Below are 25223 nucleotides of genomic sequence, written 5' to 3'. Positions count from 1 at the left end.
TGCCAGATGAAGAAGATAGGACAGAGCAGCGATCTCAAGCTCACCCACAACCCTTGTGGGAGCGAGCAAGCTCGCTCCCACATTGGCAGGTGGCGGACAGGAGATTCAGCGCGAGGCCTCAGTCAGGTGAGGCCTCGGCGAACGAGAGGTCAGAACAGCTTGGTGAACAACCAGTAGAGGCTGCCCGAAAGGAGGATGGCAGCAGGCAGCGTCAGTACCCAGGCCATCACCAGGTTGCGGATGGTGCGCATCTGCAAGCCGGAACCGTTGGCGACCATGGTGCCGGCCACGCCGGAGGACAACACATGGGTCGTGGACACCGGCAAACCGAACATGTCGGCGGCGCCGATGGTCAGCATGGCGACGGTTTCGGCTGAGGCACCTTGGGCGTAGGTCAGGTGGGACTTGCCGATTTTCTCACCCACCGTCACCACGATGCGCTTCCAGCCGACCATGGTGCCCAGGCCGAGGGCGATGGCCACGGCGATTTTCACCCACAGTGGAATGAACCGCGTGGAATTGTCGATCTGCTGCTTGAACAGTTGCAGCTGGGCGCTGGTGTCGGCGTCGAAGTTGCCGACCTTGTTCTTGTCCATCAGGCGAATGGTTTCGCTGGTCAGGTACATGTCGTTGCGCACGTTGCCCACGGCTTCGGCGGGGACTTTGGCCAGCGAGCCGTAGCCCTTGACCTCGGCGCCGATGCTGCCGGTCATGGCGGCCAGGGCCGGAACCAATTGCGGCGTCGCCTCCTTGCTGCCCACGTAGGTGGAAAGGATCGCTCGCGGATTTGCCGGGGCCGGCAGCGGCGAGTGCTTGACCAGTGCTTGCTGGGTGACTTGCGCCACGGCGGCGAATTGCAGCGCCTGGTCGGCCGGCATGGTGCGGTTCAGCGCATACGCCATCGGCAGGGTGCCGACCAGAATCAGCATGATCAGGCCCATGCCTTTCTGGCCGTCGTTGGAGCCGTGGGCGAATGACACGCCGGTGCAGGTCAGGATCAGCATGCCGCGAATCCACCAGGGCGGCGGCGTATTGCCTTCCGGGGCCTTGTACAGCGAGCGGTTCTTGACGAAGGCCCGCAGCGCCAGCAGCAGCAATGCAGCGCAACCGAAGCCCACCAGCGGCGACAACAGCAACGCATAGCCGATCTTGGTCGCCTGGGCCCAGTCCACACCGCTGGTGCCGTCACGCCCGTGCATCAGGGCATTGGCGACGCCCACGCCGATGATCGAGCCGATCAGCGTGTGGGACGACGACGCCGGCAAACCCAGCCACCAGGTGCCCAGGTTCCACAGGATGGCGGCAATCAGCAGGGCGAAGATCATCGCGAAGCCGGCGGAGGAGCCGACTTGCAGGATCAGTTCCACCGGCAGCAGGGCGATGATGCCGAAGGCCACGGCGCCGCTGGAGAGCAGCACTCCGAGGAAGTTGAAGAAGCCCGACCAGGCCACGGCGAAGTTCGGCGCCATGGAATTGGTATAAATGACCGTGGCCACGGCGTTGGCAGTGTCGTGGAAGCCATTGACGAATTCGAAGCCAAGGGCAATCAGCAGCGCCACGCCCAACAGCAGGAACGGCGTCCAGGTGGTCACTACGGTGCCGAGTTCGTTCATGTCGTGCATCAGGCTGTAGGCGGTAAACAGCAAACCGCTGCCCAGTACGGCGAAAAACACCACCAAGGTGATCACGCTCGGTTTGCCGGTGAGCTGCGGTCTTGAGCTGGGGGCGATGGAACTCGATGAGTCCATGACCAGGGTCTGGTTTGTCATGATGAAATCCGATTCAGTGAGCTGTGGAAGTGGGAGGCGCGGTGCCGGGCGTCCCTGCCTGGCTGGCCTTAATAGACCCGAGGCACGATGAGCTCCGGTGGCGTCGGACTGCGGGAGTAGTCTTGCTGTCGTACTCGCTGCGGCAGTTCGATGGCCGGCATTTCCACCTCTTCATAGGGCATTTGCCCAAGCAGGTGATGGATGCAATTGAGCCGGGCCTTTTTCTTGTCGTCGGCGTGCACCACCCACCAGGGAGCCTCGGCGATGTGGGTGCGTTCGAGCATGATTTCCTTGGCCTTGGTGTAGGCCTCCCAACGCCGGCGGGACTCCAGGTCCATGGGGCTGAGCTTCCATTGCTTGAGTGGGTCATGAATGCGACTGAGGAAGCGCAGGTGCTGTTCCTGGTCGGAAATGGAGAACCAGTACTTGATCAACTGGATACCGGAGCGAGCGAGCATCCGTTCGAATTCCGGCACGGTACGGAAGAACTCTTCGTACTGGTCGGCGGTGCAGAACCCCATGACTTGTTCGACCCCGGCGCGGTTGTACCAGCTGCGGTCGAACAGCACGATTTCACCCGCCGCAGGCAGGTGCGAGACGTAGCGCTGGAAGTACCATTGAGTCCGTTCACGGTCGTTGGGGGCGGGCAGGGCGGCGACGCGGCATACCCGTGGATTGAGTCGCTGGGTAATACGCTTGATCACGCCACCCTTGCCAGCGGCATCGCGTCCTTCGAACAGGATCACAACCTTGTGTCCGGTCTTGACCACCCAGCTTTGCAGCTTCACCAGTTCGCCTTGAAGGCGGAACAGTTCGCTGAAATACAGTCGTCGGATTTCCTTCTCGCTGCTATCCGGGGCGTGTTCATCGAACAAGGCGTTCAGGTCATACCCGTCTTCGGATAACTCCAGCTCCAGCTCTTCGTCACTGTGGTCAAGCAGTTCGCGGTGGATGCGCTGTACCAAGGTGTCCTGGGTTGAAAGCATGATGGAAAACTCGGTCGTGGAGGCGCCATCCACGCTAGTTGCATTTTGTTACATGACGGTGACGGTCATCCGAGCTTCACGCGCTTTCCCATGGCTAAAACGTTTATCTCTGGAGGATGCCTGCACGATCGAGTTTTATCGATTACGCTCGAAGGCGCAGGGTTCGCCCGAAATTTCGTTGGTGCGCGTCTGTTTTCCATGGCCGAGCGCCAGGGGTGTCATCCAGGTGTCATCGAAGCCATGGCAGGATCTTCGCAAACCATCGTGGGAAGTCCGGCAGCGCCTGTGCCTGCTGGCTGATGAATCAAGGAACACCGCTATGAAAGGCGACGCCCCCCTGTTCGCGGCCATTGACTTGGGCTCTAACGCTTTCCGCTTGATGATCGGCCAGTCGGTCAAGCGCAATCGACAGTTGGTGATCCAGGAAGTGAAAACCCTGCGCGAGCCGGTCCGATTGGCTGAGGGCCTGCAGGCCGGGGCGTTGGACGAGCTGGCACTGGATCGGGGCTGGCAGGCGCTCGCCCGATTCGGCAAGAAACTGCGCGGCTTTGAAGCCGGACGGGTGCGGGCGGTGGCGACCAGTGCCGTGCGCGAGGCGGCGAATGCCCAGCTGTTCCTGGCCAGCGCCGAGCGCCACCTGGGGTTTCGGATCGACGTGCTCTCCGGGCACGAAGAAGCCCGACTGGTGTATGCCGGTGTTGCCCATACGGTGCCCGGTGTCGAGCGTACGCGGCTGGTGGTGGACATCGGCGGTGGCTCGACCGAACTGATTCTGGGGCAGGGTGCGCAGCCGCTGTTCACGGAAAGCATTGCCATTGGCAGCGGCACTTTTGGCGCGCGTTACTTTCCGGGCGGATGCATGACTGCTCAAGCGCTGTTGGAGGCGGAGCGAGTGGCCGTCCTGCAGTTTGAAAGAGTGGCGTCTCGTTATCGCGCGCTGGGCTGGCAGCAGGCTATCGGCTCTTCCGGTACCGCGCGGATGTTGGCCAAAGTGCTCAAGGCCAACGACCTCAACGACTTGGGTAAAGGCGGCATTACCTACAGTGGATTGTTGCGGTTGTCGTTGCGACTGTTGGAGGTCGGCCATGTCAACCAGCTCAGGTTGGCCGGCTTGCAAACCCACCGCCTGGGCATCCTGCCCGGTGGCCTGGCGATCATGCTGGCGGCATTCAAGGTCTTTGGTATCTCGCAAATGATTGCTTCCGAGCCGGGCCTGAGGTTCGGCGTTCTGCATGGTCTGATGCATCAGCACTGATCACGGACGGTTGTTACCCATTGCCGTCTATCAGCGATGGCTCAATTTCGAGCATCAGCGCCTCTTCGGTGACCCCTTCTTTACCAGATCATCCAGCATTTCATCGCCTGGGCAGTCGGTACGTCCGGTTATCGCAAAGCGTGGGCCCGGATCAGGGTGATTGCGTGAACGGGGCTTTTCGCTCTTTCGATATGCAGTCAGTGAAGGCACAATGCGCATCCTTTTTTGGCTCGCCTTGCCCGGAGGCCTCGAAAATGATCAAAACGCCGTACTACCTCATCGACAAACAAAAGCTGCTGGCGAACATGCAGAAGATCGCCTATGTGCGTGAGCAGTCCGGGGCCAAGGCCTTGTTGGCGCTCAAGTGCTTCGCCACCTGGTCGGTGTTCGACCTGATGCAGCAGTACATGGACGGCACGACTTCGTCGTCGCTCTATGAGCTCAAGCTCGGCCGGCAGAAGTTCGCTGGCGAGACCCATGCCTACAGCGTCGCCTGGGCCGACGATGAGATCGAGGAGATGCTCGCCAACTGCGACAAGATCATCTTCAACTCCATCGGCCAGTTGCAGCGCTACACCGAAGCGTCGGCCGGCAAGGTCCGCGGCCTGCGGGTCAATCCGCAAGTGAGCAGCTCCGATTACCTGCTGGCTGACCCGGCGCGCCCCTTCAGCCGCCTGGGTGAATGGGATCCGGTGAAAATCGAGCAAGTCATCGAGCATATCTCCGGCTTCATGTTCCACAACAACTGCGAGAACGGCGATTTCGGTTTGTTCGACCAGATGCTGGGCACTATCGAAGAGCGCTTTGGTCACTTGCTGCATAAGGTCGAGTGGGTCAGCCTCGGTGGCGGCATTCACTTCACCGGCGAGGGCTACGCCCTGGACGCCTTCTGCGCGCGGCTCAAGGCCTTCTCGCAAAAATATGGCGTGCAGGTCTACCTGGAGCCGGGCGAGGCCGCGATCACCCAGAGTGCGTCGCTGGAAGTCACCGTGCTCGACACGCTCTACAACGGCAAGCACCTGGCCGTGGTGGACAGTTCCATCGAGGCGCACATGCTCGATCTGCTGATCTATCGCCTGGACGCCAAAATGGCACCGAGCGAGGGCGAACACACCTACATGGTGTGCGGCAAATCCTGCCTGGCCGGAGACATTTTCGGCGAGTACCAATTCGATCGTCCGCTGTCCATCGGCGATCGGCTGTCGTTCATCGACGCAGCGGGCTACACCATGGTCAAGAAAAACTGGTTCAACGGCCTGAAAATGCCGTCCATCGTAGTGAAGCAGCTCGACGGCAGCGTCGAGGTGGTTCGCGAGTTTGTTTACGACGACTATCTGTCCAGCCTGTCTTGAGTTGGCGGAAGGAGAAATGAAGAAATTGAAGAAGAACGTACTTATCATTGGTGCAGGAGGTGTCGCCAAGGTGGTGGCCCACAAGTGCGCGCAGCACAACGACGAACTCGGTCGTATTGCTATCGCGTCGCGCAACATCTCCAAATGCCAGGCCATCATCGACAGCGTCAAGGCCAAGGGTAGCCTCAAGCAACCCGCCGACATCAAGGCTTTCGCACTGAACGCTCTGGATGTCGACGCGACCAAGGCGCTGATTCTCGAAACCGAGTCGCAGATCGTCATCAACGTCGGCTCTGCCTTTCTCAACATGTCGGTGCTGCGTGCCTGCATCGATACCGGCGTGGCCTACCTGGACACCGCCATCCACGAAGAACCGGGCAAGGTCTGCGAGACACCGCCCTGGTACGGCAACTACGAGTGGAACCACCTCCAGGAGTGCCAGGAAAAGAACATCACCGCCATTCTCGGCGTGGGCTTCGACCCGGGTGTGGTCAATGCCTATGCGGCACTGGCGCAGCAACAGCATTTCGACCGCATTGATTCGATCGATATTCTCGACGTCAATGCCGGCTCCCATGGCAAATATTTCGCCACCAATTTCGACCCGGAAATCAATTTCCGCGAATTCACCGGACAGGTGTGGAGCTGGCAGGACAGCCAGTGGACCAGCAACACCATGTTCGAGGTCAAGCGCACCGACGACCTGCCGGTCGTAGGCTCGCAGAACCTGTACCTGACCGGCCACGACGAAGTGCACTCGCTGTCGAAGAACCTCGACGTGCCCAACGTACGTTTCTGGATGAGCTTCGGTGAGCACTACATCAACGTGTTCACCGTACTGAAGAACCTCGGCCTGCTCTCCGAGCAACCGGTCAAGACCGCCGAAGGCCTGGAAGTCGTGCCGCTGAAAGTGGTCAAGGCAGTGCTGCCTGATCCGAGTTCGCTGGCGCCGGGCTACACCGGCAAGACCTGCATCGGCGACCTGGTCAAGGGCGTCAAGGATGGCCAGCCGCGCGAGATGTTCATCTACAACGTGGCCGACCACGAGGACGCCTACGCCGAAACCGACAGCCAGGGCATTTCCTATACCGCAGGCGTGCCACCCGTGGCCGCAGCCTTGCTGGTGGCCCGTGGCGAGTGGGACGTGCAGCGCATGGTCAACGTCGAGGAGCTGCCTGCCGAGGCGTTCCTCGAGGCGTTGGACGTGATGGGCTTGCCTACGCGCATCAAGGACGAGCATGGAGACCGTCCCTGGAACCAAAACGCCTAAGGATAGCGGCGGGTTGCGTTCCGGCTCCCACAATCCGCGGGAAGCCTTGAAAAAATGCTCCGTATCGAAAGGTACGGGGCATTTTTCGTTTATGACCCCATCAAACAGATAACCTGTGGCGAGGGAGTCCCCGCCACATCTTCGACGCCGCGCTGTCGCGCAGGGAACTAGAGCGACGTCCACGAGATATCTGTTTTTGATCGTTCCCGCGCTCTGCGTGGGAATGCATCCCGTGACGCTCTGCGTCACACTCCAGAAGCGGAACGCGGAGCGTCCCTGGCGACATTCCCACGCGGGAGCGTGGGAACGATCGATATGTATTTTCAGCCTTAAAAATCACATGGTTGCAATTTGTTCCATGAGAGCCTGTTCTCGCTGGGTCGAGCGTAGGAGCTGCCGAAGGCTGCGATCTCTTGATTTTTCGCTCACCACTCAATTGGCTGGAGCAACGTCCACGTTTCGTAGTCAGGCATTTCTACTCTCTTGCTCCTTAAGCAAATCCAGTGTCCTTGCGTCGACCTTCAGCCCACCCTCCAACGCTTGGGCATACACGGAATGCTCGCCCGCAGCCGCTGCAAAAAGCGTCATGCAGGACGCGAACTTCATGGCATCGATGGTCCCGAGGAGTTTCTCCAAAGCGACTCCCGAGTCCAGTACGGCACGGGTGGCGCGCTCGAGTCGCGGTCCCAGAAGCGGGTGCTGCAAATAGTCACGCGCTTCGTCAATGCCGCACAGGCCATAGTAGGTGGCGTTCTCACTGACGCCCAGGCCGCGTAATTGCGGAAAGATGAACCACATCCAATGGCCTTCCTTGCGGCCACGCCGCAGTTCCAGCAAGGCGTGCTCATAGGTAGACGCTTGCGCCTGGATAAAACGCTCCAGTGATTCGGTCATGCGAGCCTCCGTATGGTTTCAAGGCTGAAGAATGAACCAGACAAGGGCAAAGCCTATAGCACACTTGCGCTATAGCGCCGCTCGGCGCTCGTCCCTAACCTATGAGCGTTATCGGTTTTTCGATCGATCGCAACGAGCACATCGGGACAAGGATCTGTTTTTTGAAAAGTACATCTGCCAGAAAGTCCAACGTCAATCCGGCTTGGCGCAAACGCCTGGCAACGGCGTTCACCGCCTCGACCCTTGCCGTCAGTGGCTGGGGTTCTTTTATCGCCGATGCGTCGGCCTCGACCGCCAGTGCAACGTCTTCAGCCGCTTGCACCAACGAAGCGGACTTTCAGGCCGGGACAGTGGTGGAGTACGAAAGCCGCGACAACCTGTCGTCGGCCATCAGTCGCGGCAAAACCGAGACGTTGGGGCGTGAGGCATTTGCCGACGCCAATCCGGTGGCTTCGGCGCACACCTCGTTCTTGAACAATGCGCCGTTCTTCCTGACGACAACCTTCGCCGAGATCAAGGACGGTCGATTGATTCGTTACGGCGATCGCCATGGCGCCGGGGCATCGTTGGTGACCACCCTCTACCAGCCTCCCGCTTCCACACCGATTGATCTGCAACCTGGGCAGACCGTCACCGTCAGCTACAAAAACAAAGCCGTGAGCGCCGGGGCAACCATCGAGTTCGATGTCGTCGAGAAACTGACTTACAACGGTCGCGAAACGATCAAGACCGCCCTCGGCACGTTTGATACCTGCAAGTTCACCAATGAAATTTCTACCGGCTCGGCTTCGGCCACGCAGCCGAAAAACGTCGTCGTTGTCCAGAATTGGTTTCCTGCGGACGGACCCTACCGTGGGCAGTCGATCCGATCCGTCACGCCGCCGGCCAATGGCGTTGCGCAGAGAATCAGCGAAGTTATCAAGATGCAGTATGAGGCGCGATGAACGACGCGTTTCGGGCCAGAAGATTTGCCGGATCATCGTGGCAGACGAACACCCGCTGTTCCGAGAGGGGATGACGCTGTTACTGCAACGCCTGGTACCTGAGGCGATGATCGAACAAGCAGGGAGCCTGGAAGAAGTACGGACGCTCGTAACGAATGGACACGCTCTCGATACGCTGATTCTTGATATACGTCTTCCCGGCCTGGGTTCCGTCAGCGAGCTTGCGCAGTTGCGCCAGGCACTCAAGCACACTGTGATGATTGTGGTTTCGACCCTGGATGACGGCGATGTCATTGGGCGTGTCATGGAGACCGGTGTCGACGGCTTTGTCGGTAAGAGCCTTTCTCCCGAGCAGGTCGGCAAGGCTATCGGCGCTATTCGTCGTGGCGAAGTACTGGTCAAGTACGAGCCTTCGGACCCGCTGCCGCTTGGCTCCAACGATGACATGAACAAGCTCACGTCCCGGCAGCGAGAGGTCTGGCAATTGATTGCCGAAGGCAAGACCAACAAGGAGATCGCCGCAGCGCTTGAGATTTCTCCCTTCACTGTGCGCATTCATGTCTCTTCGTTGATCCGTGCGCTGAACGTCCCCAACCGGGCGGTGGCTGCGGCGCGTTTTGCCGGGCGCCAGGCGCCTGGCACTTTGCGTTAGACGAGATGAGAAATCGACGCCTGGCCAAGGCAAGGCGTCGATCCGGCTAGCGCTTACAGCCAGTACCGCAGGCCGAGCATCAAGGACTGGGCGTTGTATTCGGTTTTCACATCGGCTGGGACCAGGCCCTGGATTTTGCCGTAGTTCGCTTCGCCGGTCTTGAAGTAGCGGTAATCCAGGGACATGGACCAATGGTCGCTCAGCTCGTAAGCAACGCCTGCGCCGAGTTGCCAGGCCGAGACGGTGTCGCGATGGGTGCCGCCGAACTCGACGCCACCCGCTTCCAGGCCCTTGATGGTCAGCACCGCGTAGCCCAGGCCACCGCCTACATAAGGTGTGAAGCGGCTGAAGGGGGCCGGCAGGTTCGAGACGTCATACCAGAGGTTGGCCATGAGGCTGCTGGCTTCCTCTTCGCCTTTGCCCTCGATGCTGCTTCCGCCCTCGTAGACCCGGTTATTGAATTGGTCCATGGTGTTGCGGCGGTAGCTCAGCTCCACCTCGGGCCGCAGTCCGACCGGGAACCGCCAGCCCACTGCCAGCCCGGTGGCGTAGCCCGAGTGCAGCGGTTGATTGTATTCCATCTCGACGAAATCATTGCTGTTCTGGGTCAGGTCCTGTTTAGAGACCCAGTTCACGCCGCCCATGCCACTGACATAGGGGCCGAGGTTGTCGGCGAAACTCGATGCTGGGGCAATAGCCCCCAGGCCAACGATGGCCATGAGCAGATATTGGCTGTTTTTCTGTAGGTTCATGCTAGATCCGAAATGTGCTGTTATCGATAAGTAAGCAAAGCGAGTCCGGGAAGGTGCGTTCAGCACGCGTGCTTCCGGGAGGCATTCACACGAGGTGCAAAGGCGTCGCGGTTTTCTCGTGTCCTGGGGCGCCAATGGCCCGTTGTTCAGCCAGCCGGCACAGGTTGTCCAGTGCCGTGGTCATCGCTGCGGTCAACGCTTTGCGCAGCAGTCCGCGATACAGGAAACTCAACGGCCCGGAAATTTTCGCGCTATGGATGACATGGGTTTCATCGGGAGAAAGCCTGCGCAACTGATGATCGAACTCGAGGTCGATCCACAGCAGCCGTGCACTGTTGCGATAGCTTTCGTGCAGGCTCACGGCTTCCAGTTTCAGTGGCATGTTCAAGCCATTCTTGAGCACGCATTTGCCGCGTGTCCCCGCCTGGAAAGGGCCGTCGAGTTGACACTGGCGAACGTCGGTATCCCATAACGGCGCTTCTGCAAAATTGCTCCAGATCTTCCAGATTTCAGAAGGGGGCGATTTGACTATGACTTGCACTTTGACATCGTTCACGGCGACACCTTGGTTGTGGGGGGCACGGTCATGCTGGAGGGCAGATCCATTCAATGCTCAGGCCGCCGGCGCGGATTGACTGAGCACCTGGGCGGTAATGCTCGCTTGACCGATTTTTTCGCCCCGGTTGAACAGGTCGATATAGATGCGGTTGGTCTTGAATGCCTGGAGCGCCGCATCAAAGCCGGCTTGCGGCGCCAATGACAGCGGGCTGTTCCTGGGGATGGGGCGATCCAGGGTGAAGCTCAAGGCCAGCAGATTCATTGGCGTATTGAGTGGAATCCGCAGATGGCTGTGGGCGATCTGCATGTAGCACTGGCGAGCGACTTCGAGGAAATACACCATCGAATAGTGTTCGGGATCACCTGCCTGGAAGAAGTGTTCCTGCGGCAGTTTCACCGTGTCCACGCTCAGGCCCTGGGCGACGCCGCTCATGTCACTGACGATGACGTTCTCCTCCCTGGCCTTGTGCAACAAGGCCTTGTTACGGCAGGGCGTGGCGGTGAATTCGCCGGCTGGCGATGTCTCGAACGCCGAGCTGTAGGCCATCCCGAGGACGCAGGTGCACATCACTTTCCCGGCCTGCATGACCTTGGCATTGAACACCTGGGGATCCTGGCCTTGCTCGACGTGCAGATCGATCACGCCTTGCTTCTGTACGTATTGCTGGAACTTGATCGTCAGGCTCTTGATGTAGGCGACCCGTCCGCTCAGAGGCGGCATGGCCAGTTCGATCAGTTGCAGCACGCCCTCGAGCAGCAAAATGCCCGGGACGTGATCCAGGGGATGATCGAAGAAGTACGGGTGTGCTTCATCCACCACGAGCTGGGCGTGCAGCGACTGTGGGCTGCGCTGGGCGTTGGCGATCACGATATGTTCCGCGCTGCGCTGCCAGTGCGTCGGGCGCTGGGTTGTGTCGCCATGGTGCAGGGCGAACAGGCTTTCCATGGCGCGAACCCGCACCCGCAGCCCGGAGAGCAAGGTGCTGGTGAGCATGTCGCTGAGTTGCAGTACGTCGACGCCATCGTTCTGTGGTTCGCGGACCAGGCTGACAGGCCGGGCAGGCGTGATGACCTGCTGCAGTTCGTGGGATGACGAATGGGCAAAGCGCAACATGAAGGGATGCTTGATGGGCGAGCTGGCTTCGGCCGCCGTCGGGCTCCATTGGCGAAGCTTTTCGGTAAACAGCCACATCACCGTCTTGCCGGCGTCGCGCACCTCGATCACGGAATGGGTCGCGCCCTTCAACATCACCGCCAACAGGGTCTCGATGCCGCTGGCTTCAGCCAGGAAACCGGTCATCTCCTGCAGTGATCCGCTGGCAGGCGTCGCAGCAGGCTGCAACTCACAGACGTCAACGTTCGGATAGTCGCTCGGCGCTTTGTCCAGCCGTTGGCAAGCCTCTTCCAACGAGCCGGCAGCGTGGGCGAGGACCGCCGCGCGGATCACCAGCAAGGGTTTGTCAGCGGCATCCGGTTGGTAACGACGCAGCGCGATCAGTCCCAGTCCTTCACCTTGCGTGATTGCGCTACTCCGGGCGCGCTCGACCTCGATTTCACCGCTGACAAAACGCCCTGCGCCGAGCAGCAGCGTGGTGATGCCGTCGTTGAACCATTGCGGCGAGGCCAGCAAGGTTTGCCAGAACAGGCCCGCTGTGCCGACCAGGGTCTGATGGAAACCCTTGAAGTCAAAAATCTGCGCCGGATAGCCGGACAACATGTTCGGCAGCATGGTTGCCACGTCTGTCACTTCGACGCCCGGTGCCGCACCTTGCGCCCGGGAGTAGAAGTTGTGGGCGCTGCTGTAGGCATTGCTGAAGCGCTCGCCACCCATGTTGCAGCACATGACCATCGCTGTGCCGGGCGAACCGGCCACGCCTGGCAAACGCCGCAGCAAATGATTGACGCGATCGGTGATCAACAGCTTGAACGGATCGACATGAGCCAATGGCTTGGGCCCCATGCCATAGCCATCGATATCGATGACGTGGTCTTGTGCGAGGAATTTACCCAACAACGGTTGACCGGGCGCCGGGGTGTAATCAACGAAGCGCCCATAAGGGAACATGACGGAGGGGGCGGCGGGTTGATCGAGTTGCTGCTGGAATGACTGCAAGGAACGGTGGCTGCCCAGCGCTGCTTCAGCCTCGACAATGGCAAGGTCGAGCATGACCACGCCACTGGCGCTCGCCGGCGCGGTCAGGGGGGCGGCAGGGTGGTTGTCGGGAATGTATTCATCCACCACCAAGTGCGCGTTGGCACCGCCGAAACCAAAACTGGAGATGCCAATCCGGCGTGCAGATGGATGATCCTCCAGGGGATGTATCTGCTGGGTGGCGAGTCTCAGGCAGGTCTCGTCGACCTTGGTGCTGGGGCGGTAACCGGGCTGCGGGGGGATGCCTTTATGGCGCAGTATCATCAAGGCCTTGGCGAGCGAGGCACCGCCGGCAGCGGCCAGGGGATGGCCGATGACCGACTTGATCGAGCCGATGGTGATTTTCTTGCCGTCCGGACGATGGGGGGCAAAGAAGCTGTTCAGCGAGGCCAGCTCCGTTGCGTCCCCCAGCGGTGTCCCGGTGCCGTGGGTCTCGATGTAGTCGACATCGCGTGGATCGAGGCCGCGATAGGCTCGTTGGTAGGCCGAGTACTGGGCCTGTTTGCCTGGCGCAAACACCGAGCCTTCGGCGCCGTCGGCGGACATGCCCAAGGCGCGCAGCACGCCCAGGGGATGACGCTGCGCTGTCAGGGCCTGGGCGAGCGGTTCGACCAGAAAGGCCACGGCACATTCGCCCGGCACGATACCGTCGGCGTCCTGGCCGAACGCTTCCATCCGCGCGCGGGCGGAAAAAGCCGTCAACTGCGAGAAACCCAGGAACAGCGCGGGTGGCAGCACGGTGTTGAGGGCCATGACAATCGCGTTGTCAGCCTGGCCACTGTTGACCAGTGCCTGGGCCATATCCAGGGCATAGGGGAACGAACTGCACGCGGTGTCTACCGATAACGCCGGCCCACCCAAGGCAAAGGCCGCCGCCAGTTCTGCAACTTGTTCACCCGGTGTAAAGCCGGCCGGTGCGTCGGTTTTTCCGGACACGCCGGTGACGAAATAGCTCTCGTCACTCCAGGAGGTCGCGACCACCAGCGCGGTGCGCTCCCTGCTTAGCGCCGAGCCTTGTCCGGCGAGTTGGGTGAGCAGCGTCTGGAGCACTTTCTTGCCGATGGCGACCTGTCGTCCTTCGTGCCGTGACGGGGTTGAGACGTCATCGGTCAGGCAAAAAGCGCTGTCCAGGTACGTGCGATCCTTCTCGCCGGCCTTGGTTGAATAGATCGACGCCTTGTCCAATTCCCAGCGTGTCGGCATTGATTCGATCGGTGCGATCTGCCCTTGCGAGAGCAACTGCCAAAGCGCATCCGTGGACGGCGCCCCCGGAAACTCGCCCGCCATTGCGCTAAAGCAAAAATCGCCCTTTGTTGTGACTGCGCCACTCATACCTGTCTCCCTGATCGCCAAAATGCTGGGTGACCTGTTCGATCACCCGGATTCCATTCCTGTTGCTGCCGGGCTCAGCTCAGCCTGGCCAGCAGCGACAAGGCATCCTCAGGCGTGCGACGGGACATCAGCGCTTCACCGGCAAATTCGCTGGCAGAGCACTGTTGCGCCATGGATTGGCAGAGCGCCTCTCGGGCAAAGCCGTTGAGGCCCAGTTGTGCGAACGGCGTCTGGATGTCGATCGACTGCGCTGCGTCCGGGATCAGCGGGGACAGGGCGTTGAGCAGCAGGTTTTCTTCCTGCCCTTGAGTGTCCGTCGTGGCCGCTGAAGGTTCGTCGCCAGGCGCCGCCTGCGGCTGGGGAGCGGCCAGGGCGGTTTGAATCAGGGCGATGGTTGCCTGCGGGAACTTGGCGTTGGCCAGTTCGGAACTGTGGGCCTTGAGCTGCGGCCACATGGCGACTACCGACTCCAGGAAGTCCAGTTGCACCAGGGAATCCAGGCCCAGGCTTTCATAGCTTTGTGTCGGGTCGATCTGCTCGACCGTAAAGCCGGTGATGGTCGCGAGTTGGTCGAGTACCCACGCTTGGACATCCACCGTTGGTGCCTGCGGATCGGCTTCAAGCCGCGCCAGCAATGCGGTTGGGGTAGGGGCGTCGAAGAGCTGCGAGGTCAGGTCTTTCTTTTCCGGGAAGTGCTGGGCCAGGGATTCGAAAATATCGACCAGCCCCAGGGAGTCGATCCCCAGGCTCTCGAAGCTCTGATCGAAGTCGATCTGTTGAGCCTGGAAGCCGGTGACCGTACTGATTTCGGCACGCAACCATTGCCCGTAGCTGAGTGCATTTGTCTCTTCGACGGCTGCGGCGGCTTCGACGACAGGCGTCGGCGCCAGTATGGTCGGGTTTGAATGAACCGGCTCGAGTACGGGAACACTCGTGTTGACCGCCGCTTCGGTCCCATTGGCATAAACGCCTTCAAGGACTTGTTGATGAGCATTGAAGTAATGCGCAGTGACCGTTTCAGCCTGTTCCAAGAGTCGCAGCAATATTGATTCTTTGGCGATATTGGATTCGCAGAGTGAATCAATAATCTTTTCGGAAAGAGAGAAATAGCTATGGGCTATTCTCCCATTGGACACGATGAATTCCTGCACAACATCATTAAGTTGCAAGCGCATAAGATTCTCCTAACCAAGTCGGTCGATATTTCTATAAGTAAGAAAGATCAAAAATCATGGCCCAGGGCAGGGCCTTGTTTATATCAGTTCATCAAACTGGCAGTAGCCATGGAGCGACTTAAAGTTGGAGTTCCACTGCGTCGGTCTCGCAAGATATTGTTTTTCTGGCACCCTTGAGCAACCCGGACCTTACATTCAGATACGTCATCAGCGTTATTGCATCGGCACCGAGGAAAGCGATATAGCCGTCAGGACGAATCAGCATCATCGTGCCTTCCTTGGCGTGATAGCGCTTATGCAGTCGCCAATCGGGGTCCAGCAACGTCGAGTGCCAAGCCGGCAGGCCGGCGCTGCTCAGGGCGTCGATCACGCAGTAGGCCTTGATGCCTGGGAAGTCCTTTTCCACCGACTTGGCCAGCGCGTAGTAGCCTGGCAGCAACGGCGAAAACTGATCGGCCGCGCTGAAAATCAGCAGCGTGAATGTCCCGTGGAACAAGTCGATCAAGCGTTTTGCTGGCATCCCTTGCAGTTGCCACAGTTCGACATCGGGCGCCAGTTGCCCGGCGCGAGGCGCTGCGCTCTGGAACTCGGGTTTTTTCCCTTTCTTGCTCCAGTTCTTGCGCTGCTTCTTCGTCAGCGATTCTTGAATGTAGTCACTTTTCTCATAGTGATATTGATGACCGGAAATCATCGACGGCAGTTTGCGCTGGACCTTTTTGCGGTTGCTCAACAGCGGCAGGACATTGTCGCGCAGCCACACCAGGGCGCGACGCCGGACCGTAATCAGCCCCGTCAGCCGGTGTGCGGTGTTCTCGACTTCCAGGGCAACCGGGTAGCGCTCTTCGTTGTAACTGTCGAGCAAGGATGGATTCGCCAGGCCCTGATCGACATAGGCCATTTTCCAGGCCAGGTTGTAGGCCTCGGAAACCCCCAGGTTCATCCACTGCCCACCGATGGGGCTGCCGATATGCGCCGAGTCCCCCAGCAGAAACACGGAGCCTTGTTGCATCGATTGCACGCGGCGATGCTGGAAAGAGGCGATGGTGGTCGATGAAATGTTGGACAGCGTCATCTTTTGCCCGCGCCCTTCGCACAAGCGCTGGAAGTTCTCCAGGCTCAAGGACGGGCGCTCGCCTTCTGGCGGCAGGTTGTAGGGCATTTCGATGAACAACCGGTAACGCGATTGAGCGCTGATCGGTGCAACGGCCACATAACCGTCCTGCGCACCCAGGAAAAATGCGCCCTCGTCCTTGCTTCCGGACCACTCGATATCGGCATCGGCGAGCATGAAGAAGCGGTCGTAGGACGAGCCTTCGAAGGTCATGTCCAGGCGTTTTCTGATGTTGCTGCGAGCACCGTCGCACGCGGCCACCCAACGACTGGTGAAGTGTTCGTCGGTGCCGTCGGCATGCTTGAGCGTCATGCGCACCGAACCCGGCAGGTTTTCGATGTCCGTCAGTTCGGTATTCCACTCCACCTCGGCACCCAGCTCCCTGAGCCGCTCCAGGAGAATCTTCTCCGTTTGCGGCTGTGGCAGGCTCAGGAGCAGGGGATAGGGCGCGTCCAGGTAGGAGAAGTTGTAGTTCAGTACCCGCTTGGCATTCGACTGCACCGAAAACTGGTTGATCGTGAAGCCGTCGCTGATGGCTTGCTCGGCAACGCCCAGGTCCCGAAAGATTTCCAGGGTCCGGGAATGGATAGCCATCGCCTTGGTCGCCGTCGAGGGGCCGGCGTTCCTTTCAATGATGCGGAACGACACGCCCCATTTCTTCAACAGGATTGCCAGGGACAGGCCAACAGGACCGGCGCCGACGATCATGACCGTCGGGGCGCTGCCAGGTCGCTGGAAATGCTTGGGGGCCAACGTGCTCAGAGTGTTCATCGATCAGTACCAGTTTCTGTAGAAGGGAGAGTTGGCAATGCCGAGCAGGGCATCGTCGCCTGATGAATCGCCGTAGGCATAAATGTAAAAATCATCAAGGTTGCTCAAGCAGCCCTTGAGCCGCGTGACTTTCTCTCGCTCTACACAGTTGGTACCGGATATCCCGCCGGTCAGCTTGTTCTTTGCCGTTGCCAGGCGGGTACCGCACACATAGTCGAAACCCGCGGCCTGGCCCCAGGGGATCAGGTAGTTTTCCGGCGAATTGCTCACCAGCGCGGTGACGTGCCCCATGGACTGATGCCATTGCAGCCGTCGCAACGCCTCGGGCCTGAGCCAGAGCGGCAGCAGCTCGCTGATGAAATACTTGGCATGCTCGCGCTCTTGCTCCACCGACAGGCCGCCCAGGTAGCAGGCGATGAACGCCAGGCGCGCTTGCATCAGCGGGGTGATGCCGACGATCACGCTGAGCATCTTGGGCAGCAGGGGAATGATCCGCAGCCAGAACGAACGTGTGCCTACGATGAAGCGCATGTAGCGCCAGAACGTGTGCCGGTCGGTCAATGTGCCGTCGAAGTCGAAAACGGCCAGGACCGGTTGTGTGCTGTTAGCGTGCATGTGCCTCTTCCTTGAGAGAAGTAATCTCGATGGTCTTGGGCAGCTTGAAGCCCGATAGGTAGCGCGAAAGCAGGGTGGACAGCGCGTTCTGGGTCAGCTCGCCGGTCCCTTCGACGCACAGGTGCAGCACGTTGACTTCCTTGTGGTCCGGGACGATATAGGCCTTGGCGCGCACCACGTCGGGGTGCTTGAGGGCGACGGATTCGATTTCCACCAGGTCGACCATCTGCGCCTTGATCTTCGAGATTCGCAGGCGTTGGCAATAGAAAAACACATGCCCATCGTCGTCCTGCCAGACCAGGTCACCGCTGTGGAACCAACCATCGCGGAAGAACCGCGCATTGGTGTCCTCGGCATCGTTATAGCCGTCGATCACCATCGAGCCGCGTATCAGCAATTCGCCGATACGCCCAGGCGCTACGTCCTGGCCCTGGGCGTCGACGATGCGTAGCTGCACACCGCTGATCGGCTGGCCCATGGCGCCACGGTGGACCGTTCCAATCGAGCTCTGGACGATCACGGGCATGCTTTCGGTCAAGCCATAGCCCTGCAGCACCGGATTGCATCCCAGCAGCCTTCCCAGCTTCTCGGCCTCGTCGGCCGGCAGGTGGCTGCCGCCCGAGTAAATCATCAGTTGCGGGTGCAACGGCAGGAGCGCGCCTTTACGCTTGGCCAGGCGCGTATTGAAGTAGCGAATGACGTCGGGCACCAGGCAGGCAAAGGTGACCTGATGCTCGGACAGGACTTCAGCCAGGTCTCGATTGAGCAGGGTGTTGGTCATCAGCAGGGTGGCGCCGATGCTCAAGGGAAACACCATCATCACGGACAGGCCGAAGATGGCATACAGCGGCAGCGTCACCAGATGAACGGATCCGACGCCTTGCAGATGAAAATGCTCATGCAGCCCGTCGCTCGATTGCGTCAGGTCGAGATAACGGTGAGAAACAGCCAGGGGCCTGCCGATGCCACGATAGGTGAATTGTACCGAGACGATCGGATTGCCCTCGGGCAACAACAAGGCTTCGATCTGGCAAGGCAGTTGAGATATGGCCGTTGCGTTGGCAGGCAGGGGCGCTGACGGTTCGCTCCCGCCGTCCAGCACCAGGGAGTGCCTGACACCGTTGTCAGCCTGGAATACCTCGCTGTGTTGCACCCATAGTGTTTCGGTCGTGACCACGAGCGTCGGCCTGGCGAGGCTGACGACACTGGCCATTTCGAAGGAGGTCAACTTGTAGTTGAGGATGACCGGAATGGCACCTCGCCCGATGATCGCCAAGTAGTAAGCGATGAACGCCACGCCATTGGGCAGTACCAGCGCTACTTTGTCGCCAGGCAATACACCGAGCGCTGTAAGAGCGCCATTGCATTGTTCAGCCTTGATGCGCAACTCGCGATAAGTAACGGTATCTTCTTCCGTGTCCAGATGTCGAATAGCAACTTGCTCGGGGAACGATTCCGAAAAACCGACAAAGCGATGCAGAAAACCTTCTTTATATGAAAGGCTTTTCATTTACCAACCTCTCTCAATCCTTGGATGTATGGCTAGTCAAAAAAAGTACTACAGAGGCAGGCTATATATGAATTGTTTCAATTAAGCATCTGTGTAGTTGTTATTCCGATACCAATCCAGGGTATCGGTCAGGGTTTCAGCAACAGGGCGGAACTTGCACTCCAACTCCCGTGAACTTTTGTTGTGGCTGAAATGAGTGCGGCCTTGTTCTTGCTCCATGAGCTTGACCGTGGAGGTACTGATGAGCACCGGTTTTTTGGTGATCCGATAATAACCTTCATAGATAAGCGCGATGATTCGCAGCATGAACAGGGGCACTTTTCGCTCTGGGGCTTTTATGCCACTGACGCTGGACAGCGCCTGGAAAATGCTCTTCATGTCCATGTGATTGCCGGCGGCCAGGTAACGCTCTCCGGACCTGCCGCGGGTGATGGCCGCGATTTGATGCTCGGCCACATCCCGGGCATCGACAACGGAAAAGCTTCCGGGCAGTACACCGGGCAATTTTTGTCCGACGAAGTCGAGCAGGAACTGGCCTGAGGAAGTAGGGCCGATATCGCCGGGGCCGAACATCCACCCTGGCAGGACCATGGCGATAAACATGTCCGGGTGCTGGGTCAGGAATTGCTGGACCTTCTGTTCGGACAATATTTTGCTCAAGTAGTAATCGTCAGCCTCCAATTCACTGCGAGACATGGTTTCATCGATCACTTGATCCCGGTTGCCCTTCAATACGGCAATGGAAGAGGTGTGGACTGCACGACGGATACCGGCGTCATAAGCGGCTTGCAGCAAGCGCTCGGTGCCGGTCACATTGGTGTCATACAGCTTTTGCCAATGTTTCCCACCTTTGTAACTGTCGCGGAAATAGGCCGCCGTATGAAACAGGGCATCACACCCTTGCAGGGCATGGGCGAAGGCCTCGACATTAAGCATGTCGCCTTCGACAAACTCCACAGGCAGGCTGCCGAACTGTTTCTTGGCTTTCTCTACGGAACGAACCAGCGCTTTTACTTTGATGTTCCGCTTTAACAGCGCACGAACGACATTATTCCCGAGCAGGCCAGTAGCGCCTGTAACGAAGGCATATTCCATTAAAATCCCGCTCCTGTGAGGTGACCTGGCATTGCATCGAGAGCGGTGTCACTGACTCGATGCGCTGATCAGGCGTTGGGCTCCACCAACGGCGCAAGTAAAAACCATTCGGTATCTGAAAATCAAGTGGTATTTCGTCGGATTGACGAGCTGATGGCTCTGCACCGGGCTTCATGGGCGTTTTTTCACGATCCAGCGTGGGGTGTCGGACAGGAAAATATCCGGTTTGAGCCGCTCAAAGGGATGTCAGGGACTCATCAAACGGGGCGAAATGAAGATTTTGATTGCTTCATATTCGAGCAAAACTGTGGCGGGTAGCCCATCTAGCGTGCCTTTCCGGCTGTTCCAACTACATGGCACATACATGGCACTTCTTGAAAGTTAAAATGTAAATGATTGAACAAGGCGCGTATAAGATATGATGGCGAAAACGGGTTACGTACAGTGAGTAATCGATTCGTTGCATCCAGTTACACATAGCTATCTTGTTTGGCCAAAGGAGCCGAGGGCGTGATTAAAAAGAGACTAGGTCGAGAAGAGAGCCAGCAAGTAACAAGAGACAGATTGTTCGACACAGCCACTGAGCTGATGATCCGAAAGGGCTTTCATGCCGCCAGCGTCAACGTTATCGCCGAAGAGGCGGGCTTTTCCAAAGGCGCCTTTTTCTCAAATTTTTCAAGTAAATCGGACTTGCTGCTGCAATTGACTCAACGCTTCAAGCGAGTTGAGATCGACCGACTGAGTACGACCCTGGCATCGGGATATTCGGCGGAGCAGTTGAGTCACGGCTTGAATGCCTATATCGACACGCTGAAGAACAATACCCGCTGTGCGATCCTCGATGCCGAGTTGCAATTGATCGCCTTGCGCGATGAAGAATTCTCGCCGCATTACTACGACTTGCATGAGGAAAACAGCGAGGCCTTGGGCAAGTTGATTACCATCATATTCAATCACGCTGGCAAGAAGCCGCCGCTGGCCTACGCCGCGCTTGCCAAGACCTTCACCGCCCTGGCGGAAGGCCTGATATTGCAAGGGCATAAAGACCCAGCTGTTGAAATCAAGCTGGTATTGAACTCGCTCATCCAGACCGCAGAGCCTCTATAAGCCCTTGGTTTATCGCTGATAGGCCAGCAAGCGGCGCTCAGACCATCGGAATACACCCACCAGCATGCACGCCAGCAACATGTAGAGCAGGGCGGCAATGCCATCGGCCTGGAAGGTCTTGAAGTTATCCTAGGATTCGGGCCGCGAAGCTTGACTGAACGCATTGATGAGTATTTAGTTGTGCGGTACAACTACTCAATCATTGCGTCCGAGGTCCCCATGAACCATTGCCCACCAGATCTGATTGAGAACGTCCGTTCAGCGTCGCGCCTCATGGTGCGAGAGCTGGGGTTCATGCGCACCACGCTGGCGGCGACGGATTATCCGCCGTCGTCGGTGCACACAATAGTGGAGATCGGCAATCACGAATCCCTGACGGCGGGTGAGCTTGTCGAGTTGCTCGGCCTGGAAAAGTCCAGCGTAAGCCGGATGGTTCGCAAGCTCGTCGAGGCCGGCGAGATCGAAGAAATTCCCCATGAACAGGATGCGCGCGCCAAGCGATTGCGACTCACCGCGCAGGGGCAAAACACCCTTCGAGACATCGATGCTTTCGCCACGCAACAGGTTGTCGCGGCCATGTCTCACTTGTCCAGCGGGCAATGTCAGATCGTGAGCGAGGGGATTGCCAGCTATGCCGACGCCTTGCACGCTCATCGGCTCGGTGCAGAGCCACCTGCGCCGGCGCAGTTGGAGATTGCCCGGGGCTACCGTCCTGGCCTCATCGGTCGCATGGCGGAAATGCACGCAAACTATTACGCCAGGCGTTCAAACTTCGGTCAGCCGTTCGAAAGCCTGGTGGCATCGGACATGGCGGAACTGATGGGGCGTTTGCACAATCCGCGCAACGAGGTCTGGTCGGCCCTGGATGGCGAACGAGTGGTCGGTTCAATTGCCATCGACGGCGAAGGAGAGGACGGCAGTGCGGTGCTGCGTTGCTTCATCCTGGATGATTCGGCACGAGGCAAGGGCGCCGGTAGACGCTTGTTGGCTGAAGCGATGAAGTTCTGTGACGAGTGGGGCTTCAGTTCAACGAGTCTCTGGACGTTCCAGGGGCTCGATGCTGCCCGCAAGCTGTACGAGGATTTCGGTTTCAAGTTGGAACTGGAGCAAGAAGGGCAGCAATGGGGGCAGCGGGTCATGGAGCAGTGTTTTGTCAGGCCGGGTCCAGCCGCCTCATCACGTTGACGCGTAATCCGTCGAGATCAACTGGCCGACGTGGATTTGAAAACCCCACTGAGGATGAAGGCATAGCGTTCCGGGCGGATGAAAAACGTCGTGCGGTCGCAGCAGCGTCCGTCGGCAAAATAGGATGTGCGTTCCATGACCAGCAGCGCGGCGCCGCGTTTGACCTGCAGCGCGCTGGCCAGGCCTTTGTCGGCTTCCTGCGCACGGATGGCCAGGTCGGCACGGGTGACCGCCAGGCCGGTGATCGACTCGAGAATGGAATAGATCGGTTGATGTTCGACTTCAGCCCAGGCCACGCTGGCCAGCTCTGCCGGTAAGTGGCTGCGCCCCAACGCGATGGGTTCGTCATCGACGAAGTGCAAACGCTCCAGGAGCAGGCAGTCGTCTGCGTCCTCAAACAAACCACGCAGGATCTCTGGAACGGGCTGCAGGGCATGGCTGACCACCTGCATGCTCGGTTGCAGCCCTTGCAGCAACAACGCCTCATGAAAACTGCGCAACGCATCCAGGCCGTGGCGTACCTGCTTGGCTGCCACGAAGGTGCCTTTGCCTTGCTTGCGCTCCACCACGCCGTCGTCGCTGAGCTTGCCCACCGCCAGGCGAACCGTGACGCGGCTCACCCCGAACCGTTCGCCCAACTGTGCCTCGGACGGCAGCTTGCCGCTGGGTTCGTAGTCGCCGCGTTGGATTTCCTCCAACAGTTGATGGGCGATCTGTTCGTAGAGCGAGGTGGTGCTGTCGCGAAGAATGGGCGTGGACACAGTCAGTTTCCATGGCCTTGAGCGGGGCAGGGTGCCTTCACTTCTAAGGTTATAAAAATAGGTTATTGGGACTACTTGTATTAATACGTATTATGTCAGGTATTCCCATTGTAAACGACCTGACGACACTTGCCATGCTCAAAACCTTTCCTTACGCACAGCCGCAAGCCGATGCCCTGACGGTCGATGACATCAGCTTCAGTTACCCCAATGGGCACTCCGTATTTTCCGCTTTCAGCCTGAACGCCCAGCCTGGCGAGTTCGTCGCGATCCTGGGGCCATCCGGTTGTGGCAAGACCACGTTGCTGAACTTGTTGTCGGGGTTCATGCAACCGCAAAGCGGTCGTATCACGATCAACCAGACAGCGGTACGTCCGGAGCGTTCGGAATTGGGCTATGTGTTCCAGGCGCCGCAACTGTTTCCCTGGTTGAGCGCGTTGGAAAACGTCCGTTTCGGTCTGCGGATGAGCGCTCGAATCGACGAATCGCAGCAGCGCGCCCAGGCGTTGCAGTACCTGCGCCTGGTCGGGTTGGAGAATGCGGCGCATCGGCTGCCGCACCAGCTTTCCGGTGGCATGCAACAGCGTGTCTCCCTGGCCAGGACCCTGGCCCTCGAACCCAGCGTGTTGCTGATGGACGAGCCGTTCGCCGCGCTCGATGCCATCAGCCGCAACAGCATGAATGAAGAGACGTTGCGCATCTGGGCCGAACTGGGCCAGACGGTGTTGTTCATCACCCACGACATCGACGAAGCGGTATTCCTGGCCGATCGGGTCGTCGTGCTCAATATCGCGCCGGGCGGTATTCACAGCGAGCTGGAGATCCACCTGCCGCGCCCCCGCAGCAACCTGCAAACCCGCCGCCTGCCGGCCTTCCTGGATTACCGCAATGAACTGATGACGCGCATTGCCCAGGTGATGGACGCGCCCCAGGCCATTGCTCACTCCACTCCTCGACTTGAGCTGACAGCATGATCAAACGTTCGCTGCTTGCCCTTACATTGTCTGCTGCCACGTTGGCGGGCAGCGCATTCGCTGTGGCGGGTGAAGAGAAACCCTTGCGTGTGGGGTACGTCTTCGCCATGGCCAACGCCCCGGCGCTGATTGCTGACAAACAGGGTTACTACCGCGAGGAAGGCTTGAACGTCGACCTCAAGTCGTTGGGCGATGGCCCGGTGATCCAGCAGGCTCTGGCCGCGGGTGAACTGGATGTGGCCTACGTCGGCACGCCGCCGGTGTACCAGTGGTTTTCCCGCGGGCTGCAAAGCCGGATCCTGGCGAAGGTCAATTACGGTCAGGCTGCAGTGATTGTCGACGCCAAGAGTCCGATCACCAGCCTGGATGCGCTCAAGGGGAAGAAACTGGCCGGGGTCAAGAAGGGCAGTGGCATGGATGTGTTGCTGCGCGGTTATGTCCTGAAGGAAAAGGCCGGGCTCGACCCTGACAAGGACCTGGACATCATCGACATGCCGCCGGGCAACATGAACGCGGCCCTGGAGCGCGGCGTCGTCGATGCGGCATTTTCCTGGGAACCCTTCGTCAGCCAGTCGGTATTGCGCGGCTCGAGCCGGATCCTGCTGGACGTCAACCAGGCGTTGCCCCAGTACCCGTGGTATGTGGTGATCGCCTTGCCGAAAACCTTGCAGGAACGTCCGGATGATGTGGTGAAGCTGCTGCGTGCCCATCGCAAGGCCATCGCCTTCCTCAATGAGCATCCCGCCGAGTCGAACCGGCTCATCGCCGAGGCCTTCAAGCTTGAAGCGGTGCAAGGCACTGACGGCAAGACCATCGCCCCGGACGCCATCGTCGCCCAGGCCCGTACCCGACTGGGCTGGTCGGCGGATTTGCAGGCGTCGGACATCCAGTTCATCCAACGTCTGATGGATTATTCCCACGACCTGGGCTTTATCGAGACCACGCTCAAGACTGATCAGATCGTGGATACCTCCTACCTCGAAAAAACCGCGCACTGAGTCCG

General features: G+C 59.1%; 21 protein-coding genes. 9 read left to right on the top strand and 12 right to left on the bottom strand.

Going from position 1 to position 25223, the window contains the following annotated elements:
• Nucleotides 1-149 precede the first annotated feature (149 nt).
• Together F7R20_RS01020 and ppk2 are read right to left on the bottom strand one after the other, a co-directional pair.
• Nucleotides 150-1769, bottom strand: a complete 1620-nt coding sequence (locus tag F7R20_RS01020; protein WP_003200997.1) for an inorganic phosphate transporter — start codon at nucleotides 1767-1769, stop codon at nucleotides 150-152.
• Between the two features lie 68 nt (nucleotides 1770-1837).
• A complete protein-coding gene (gene ppk2, locus F7R20_RS01015; protein WP_028237133.1) occupies nucleotides 1838-2755 on the bottom strand; it encodes a polyphosphate kinase 2 in 918 nt (305 codons plus the stop codon).
• A gap of 319 nt (nucleotides 2756-3074) precedes the next feature.
• Here ppk2 and F7R20_RS01010 point away from each other — a divergent pair, with 319 nt between their 5' ends.
• From F7R20_RS01010 to F7R20_RS01000, 3 genes are all read left to right on the top strand, one after another.
• A complete protein-coding gene (locus F7R20_RS01010) occupies nucleotides 3075-4010 on the top strand; it encodes a Ppx/GppA family phosphatase (protein ID WP_003200999.1) in 936 nt (311 codons plus the stop codon).
• A 254-nt stretch (nucleotides 4011-4264) separates the two neighbouring features.
• Entirely contained in the window at nucleotides 4265-5362 is a 1098-nt protein-coding gene (locus F7R20_RS01005) for a carboxynorspermidine decarboxylase (RefSeq protein WP_003201000.1), read from the top strand.
• Nucleotides 5363-5387: 25 nt separating this feature from the next.
• On the top strand, nucleotides 5388-6632 hold the full coding sequence (locus tag F7R20_RS01000) for a saccharopine dehydrogenase family protein (RefSeq protein ID WP_003201002.1): 1245 nt from the start codon (nucleotides 5388-5390) through the stop codon (nucleotides 6630-6632).
• Nucleotides 6633-7097: 465 nt separating this feature from the next.
• Here F7R20_RS01000 and F7R20_RS00990 read toward each other — a convergent pair whose 3' ends face one another.
• The gene (locus tag F7R20_RS00990; RefSeq protein ID WP_003201004.1) at nucleotides 7098-7526 is read right to left on the bottom strand and encodes a DUF1810 domain-containing protein; all 429 of its coding nucleotides are present in this window, start codon (nucleotides 7524-7526) and stop codon (nucleotides 7098-7100) included.
• 101 nt (nucleotides 7527-7627) lie between these two features.
• Between F7R20_RS00990 and F7R20_RS00985 the strand changes: the two genes are divergently transcribed.
• Complete coding sequence (locus F7R20_RS00985) at nucleotides 7628-8470, top strand: hypothetical protein (protein WP_013693118.1); 843 nt, start codon at nucleotides 7628-7630, stop codon at nucleotides 8468-8470.
• Nucleotides 8457-9122 (top strand): LuxR C-terminal-related transcriptional regulator, encoded by a 666-nt coding sequence (locus tag F7R20_RS00980; RefSeq protein ID WP_013693119.1) that lies wholly within the window; start codon nucleotides 8457-8459, stop codon nucleotides 9120-9122. The genes F7R20_RS00985 and F7R20_RS00980 overlap by 14 nt, the downstream gene beginning before the upstream one ends.
• A 53-nt stretch (nucleotides 9123-9175) precedes the next feature.
• Here the strand turns inward: F7R20_RS00980 and F7R20_RS00975 are convergent, their stop codons facing one another.
• From F7R20_RS00975 to F7R20_RS00940, 8 genes are all read right to left on the bottom strand, one after another.
• The gene (locus F7R20_RS00975; protein ID WP_003201010.1) at nucleotides 9176-9874 is read right to left on the bottom strand and encodes an outer membrane protein; all 699 of its coding nucleotides are present in this window, start codon (nucleotides 9872-9874) and stop codon (nucleotides 9176-9178) included.
• 85 nt (nucleotides 9875-9959) lie between these two features.
• Entirely contained in the window at nucleotides 9960-10430 is a 471-nt protein-coding gene (locus F7R20_RS00970; RefSeq protein ID WP_013693120.1) for an SRPBCC family protein, read from the bottom strand.
• Between the two features lie 57 nt (nucleotides 10431-10487).
• A complete protein-coding gene (locus F7R20_RS00965; RefSeq protein WP_003201013.1) occupies nucleotides 10488-13916 on the bottom strand; it encodes a polyketide synthase family protein in 3429 nt (1142 codons plus the stop codon).
• A 74-nt stretch (nucleotides 13917-13990) separates the two neighbouring features.
• Nucleotides 13991-15091 (bottom strand): acyl carrier protein, encoded by a 1101-nt coding sequence (locus F7R20_RS00960; RefSeq protein ID WP_003201015.1) that lies wholly within the window; start codon nucleotides 15089-15091, stop codon nucleotides 13991-13993.
• Nucleotides 15092-15209: 118 nt separating this feature from the next.
• Nucleotides 15210-16973: an FAD-dependent monooxygenase gene (locus F7R20_RS00955; RefSeq protein ID WP_003201017.1), complete on the bottom strand. Its 1764-nt coding sequence runs from the start codon at nucleotides 16971-16973 to the stop codon at nucleotides 15210-15212.
• 3 nt (nucleotides 16974-16976) lie between these two features.
• Complete coding sequence (locus tag F7R20_RS00950; protein ID WP_003201018.1) at nucleotides 16977-17588, bottom strand: HAD-IB family hydrolase; 612 nt, start codon at nucleotides 17586-17588, stop codon at nucleotides 16977-16979.
• A complete protein-coding gene (locus tag F7R20_RS00945) occupies nucleotides 17578-19098 on the bottom strand; it encodes a class I adenylate-forming enzyme family protein (RefSeq protein ID WP_003201020.1) in 1521 nt (506 codons plus the stop codon). The genes F7R20_RS00950 and F7R20_RS00945 overlap by 11 nt, the downstream gene beginning before the upstream one ends.
• Nucleotides 19099-19179: 81 nt before the next feature.
• On the bottom strand, nucleotides 19180-20193 hold the full coding sequence (locus F7R20_RS00940) for an SDR family oxidoreductase (protein ID WP_003201022.1): 1014 nt from the start codon (nucleotides 20191-20193) through the stop codon (nucleotides 19180-19182).
• A gap of 510 nt (nucleotides 20194-20703) precedes the next feature.
• Between F7R20_RS00940 and F7R20_RS00935 the strand changes: the two genes are divergently transcribed.
• Both F7R20_RS00935 and F7R20_RS00925 read left to right on the top strand, forming a co-directional pair.
• Complete coding sequence (locus F7R20_RS00935; RefSeq protein ID WP_003201023.1) at nucleotides 20704-21300, top strand: TetR/AcrR family transcriptional regulator; 597 nt, start codon at nucleotides 20704-20706, stop codon at nucleotides 21298-21300.
• A 219-nt stretch (nucleotides 21301-21519) separates the two neighbouring features.
• Nucleotides 21520-22485 (top strand): bifunctional helix-turn-helix transcriptional regulator/GNAT family N-acetyltransferase, encoded by a 966-nt coding sequence (locus F7R20_RS00925; RefSeq protein ID WP_003201025.1) that lies wholly within the window; start codon nucleotides 21520-21522, stop codon nucleotides 22483-22485.
• A 17-nt stretch (nucleotides 22486-22502) separates the two neighbouring features.
• Here F7R20_RS00925 and F7R20_RS00920 read toward each other — a convergent pair whose 3' ends face one another.
• Nucleotides 22503-23246: a GntR family transcriptional regulator gene (locus F7R20_RS00920; protein ID WP_003201027.1), complete on the bottom strand. Its 744-nt coding sequence runs from the start codon at nucleotides 23244-23246 to the stop codon at nucleotides 22503-22505.
• A gap of 134 nt (nucleotides 23247-23380) precedes the next feature.
• Between F7R20_RS00920 and F7R20_RS00915 the strand changes: the two genes are divergently transcribed.
• The gene (locus F7R20_RS00915) at nucleotides 23381-24220 is read left to right on the top strand and encodes an ABC transporter ATP-binding protein (protein WP_003201029.1); all 840 of its coding nucleotides are present in this window, start codon (nucleotides 23381-23383) and stop codon (nucleotides 24218-24220) included.
• Nucleotides 24217-25218, top strand: a complete 1002-nt coding sequence (locus F7R20_RS00910) for an ABC transporter substrate-binding protein (RefSeq protein ID WP_003201030.1) — start codon at nucleotides 24217-24219, stop codon at nucleotides 25216-25218. The genes F7R20_RS00915 and F7R20_RS00910 overlap by 4 nt, the downstream gene beginning before the upstream one ends.
• Nucleotides 25219-25223 lie beyond the last annotated feature (5 nt).

This window comes from Pseudomonas brassicacearum subsp. brassicacearum (assembly GCF_008801605.1).
Classification (GTDB): Bacteria; Pseudomonadota; Gammaproteobacteria; order Pseudomonadales; family Pseudomonadaceae; genus Aquipseudomonas; species Aquipseudomonas brassicacearum.
Note: the sequence above shows the minus strand (reverse complement) of the source record. Positions and strands in the feature narration are given on the sequence as shown.

Excerpts from the sequence above, each read along its gene's own strand:
- F7R20_RS01020 (WP_003200997.1), bottom strand. The coding sequence starts at position 1,769 with ATGACAAACCAGACCCTGGTCATGGACTCATCGAGTTCCATCGCCCCC.
- ppk2 (WP_028237133.1), bottom strand. The coding sequence starts at position 2,755 with ATGCTTTCAACCCAGGACACCTTGGTACAGCGCATCCACCGCGAACTG.
- F7R20_RS01010 (WP_003200999.1), top strand. The coding sequence starts at position 3,075 with ATGAAAGGCGACGCCCCCCTGTTCGCGGCCATTGACTTGGGCTCTAAC.
- F7R20_RS01005 (WP_003201000.1), top strand. The coding sequence starts at position 4,265 with ATGATCAAAACGCCGTACTACCTCATCGACAAACAAAAGCTGCTGGCG.
- F7R20_RS00990 (WP_003201004.1), bottom strand. The coding sequence starts at position 7,526 with ATGACCGAATCACTGGAGCGTTTTATCCAGGCGCAAGCGTCTACCTAT.
- F7R20_RS00985 (WP_013693118.1), top strand. The coding sequence starts at position 7,628 with ATGAGCGTTATCGGTTTTTCGATCGATCGCAACGAGCACATCGGGACA.
- F7R20_RS00980 (WP_013693119.1), top strand. The coding sequence starts at position 8,457 with ATGAGGCGCGATGAACGACGCGTTTCGGGCCAGAAGATTTGCCGGATC.
- F7R20_RS00975 (WP_003201010.1), bottom strand. The coding sequence starts at position 9,874 with ATGAACCTACAGAAAAACAGCCAATATCTGCTCATGGCCATCGTTGGC.
- F7R20_RS00965 (WP_003201013.1), bottom strand. The coding sequence starts at position 13,916 with ATGAGTGGCGCAGTCACAACAAAGGGCGATTTTTGCTTTAGCGCAATG.
- F7R20_RS00960 (WP_003201015.1), bottom strand. The coding sequence starts at position 15,091 with ATGCGCTTGCAACTTAATGATGTTGTGCAGGAATTCATCGTGTCCAAT.
- F7R20_RS00955 (WP_003201017.1), bottom strand. The coding sequence starts at position 16,973 with ATGAACACTCTGAGCACGTTGGCCCCCAAGCATTTCCAGCGACCTGGC.
- F7R20_RS00950 (WP_003201018.1), bottom strand. The coding sequence starts at position 17,588 with ATGCACGCTAACAGCACACAACCGGTCCTGGCCGTTTTCGACTTCGAC.
- F7R20_RS00945 (WP_003201020.1), bottom strand. The coding sequence starts at position 19,098 with ATGAAAAGCCTTTCATATAAAGAAGGTTTTCTGCATCGCTTTGTCGGT.
- F7R20_RS00940 (WP_003201022.1), bottom strand. The coding sequence starts at position 20,193 with ATGGAATATGCCTTCGTTACAGGCGCTACTGGCCTGCTCGGGAATAAT.
- F7R20_RS00925 (WP_003201025.1), top strand. The coding sequence starts at position 21,520 with ATGAACCATTGCCCACCAGATCTGATTGAGAACGTCCGTTCAGCGTCG.
- F7R20_RS00915 (WP_003201029.1), top strand. The coding sequence starts at position 23,381 with ATGCTCAAAACCTTTCCTTACGCACAGCCGCAAGCCGATGCCCTGACG.
- F7R20_RS00910 (WP_003201030.1), top strand. The coding sequence starts at position 24,217 with ATGATCAAACGTTCGCTGCTTGCCCTTACATTGTCTGCTGCCACGTTG.